The sequence below is a fragment of the Rhodococcus maanshanensis NBRC 100610 genome (assembly GCF_001894865.1).
GTDB classification, from domain to species: domain Bacteria; phylum Actinomycetota; class Actinomycetes; order Mycobacteriales; family Mycobacteriaceae; genus Rhodococcus_G; species Rhodococcus_G maanshanensis.
In genome coordinates this window covers 1-1,654 of the sequence record NZ_BCXA01000019.1, presented here as the reverse complement: position 1 = coordinate 1,654, position 1,654 = coordinate 1, and the positions used below count along the sequence as shown (strand labels likewise).

The 1,654-nt window shown below is 65.7% G+C and carries 1 protein-coding gene and 1 pseudogene; both read left to right on the top strand.

The features are described 5' to 3' along the window. Positions 1–760 (top strand): S1 family peptidase (locus RM1_RS10550; RefSeq protein WP_143187328.1); only part of this gene is annotated, 760 nt, incomplete at its 5' end. Between the two features lie 248 nt (positions 761–1,008). Beyond that, positions 1,009–1,654: pseudogene (locus tag RM1_RS10545) on the top strand (S1 family peptidase); the annotation flags it as partial.

The window sequence follows — 1,654 nt, the reverse complement described above, 5'->3', positions numbered from 1 at the left end:
AACCGTCGACGCCACCTTCTCCGGCCGCGACGGCGTCACCGGATCCACCACCACCCAACAACTCACCATCACAGCGGCCGCCACCACCACCAAGCCCAAGCCGCCGGCCTCCGACGCGATCCTCGGTGGCGACGTCTACAACACCAAGAACGATGACGACAAACCCTTCATCTGCTCGTTCGGTTTCAACGGCACCGATGGCTCCGGCCACGCAGTGAACATCACCGCCGGACACTGCGACCTGGACCCACTCGAGGCGGGCACTCTTTACGCCTCACGTGCATACGAAAGGTACGGCAACGACTTCAATTTCCTCGGCACCTTCGACAAGTCAACCGTCGCTGGCATGGACTACGGTGTGATCAAGATCGACGACAGCGTCGCGAAGCGCTTCGAGAACAACTTCGTTCGCGCCGCCCCCGGGTCGGACCCGGTACCGATCACCGGCACCGCCGACCCCGTGGTCGGGGCCCCGGCGTGCAAGGCCGGCGTCAGGACCGGCTACACATGCGGCACCATCACCGCCATCAACATGCGCCATACGATGAAATCGATCACCTACAAGGACGCCATCTTCTCAAACATCTGTTCAAATACCGGCGACAGTGGTGGCCCCTTGATCACCGGCACCAAAGCGCTGGGCATCACGTCCGGCGGCAGCTTTGCGGGGCAGTGCAACAAGCCCGGGCTCCGCACCGTCTCGACACCAATCAAGTCGATCCTCGCGGACAATCCCGGCCTGAAGGTCCGCACCAACTAGGCACACAGAATTCCCGAAAAGGGGCCTCGGACGCGAACTTTCGCGCCCGAGGCCCCTTTCGCATTCCGAGCGACGGCCCCGACTCACAGGTCCGGGCCACCGCGCGCCGCTGAGCCCAATATTCATCCCATCAATTTTCGGTAGTCAATGGCAATCATTACCAATACAGTCCCTGCGACCGACCGACCGACCGACCGACCCAGCCAACGCCTTGGTCATATCCGCAACGCTCAAACCGAAAGGCTCCCATGCGTAGTACACGCGCCCGCCGTGCCGCGATGATCGGCACCGCGGCACTCCTGCTGGTCGCGCCCTGCGCGACCCTGGCACAGGCCGAACCCACCCCACCGGCGTCCGCGCTGCCCGAGGATCTGGTGGCCGCGATCCAACGCGACCTCCGGCTCAGCCCGGAGCAGTACCTCGACCGGGCCCGGACCGGGCAGGAACTGGCGACGTTCGCCGAGACGCTTCGCGGCAAGTTCCCCACCGCCTACGCCGGCGCCTGGCTCGATAAGGCAGGCACCCCGCTGGTCGGCCTGGCCGACGGACCGGAGAAGGCCGCCGCCCGCACCGCCGTGGAGGCCGCCGGCTTCAAGGTCAAGGACCAGACGCGCAGCGAGAACGCCCTGCGCGATCTGCTCGGCCAGCTCGACACCTGGATCCAGCAACTCCCCGCACCGCTGTCCGGGCACATCAACGGCGCCAAGGTCGACACCGTCAACAACGACATCGTGCTGGGCGTCCACGACATCGCCGGGGGTCAGGGCCTGCAGTTGCCCGACTTCCTCAAATTCGTGCGCGTGGCGCAGGGACCGGCCGGCCCCTCTGAAACGCCCGGGCTCGGCTCACTCGGTTCATTCGGCTCGTCCGACCCGACCAAGCCGACCGAACCCA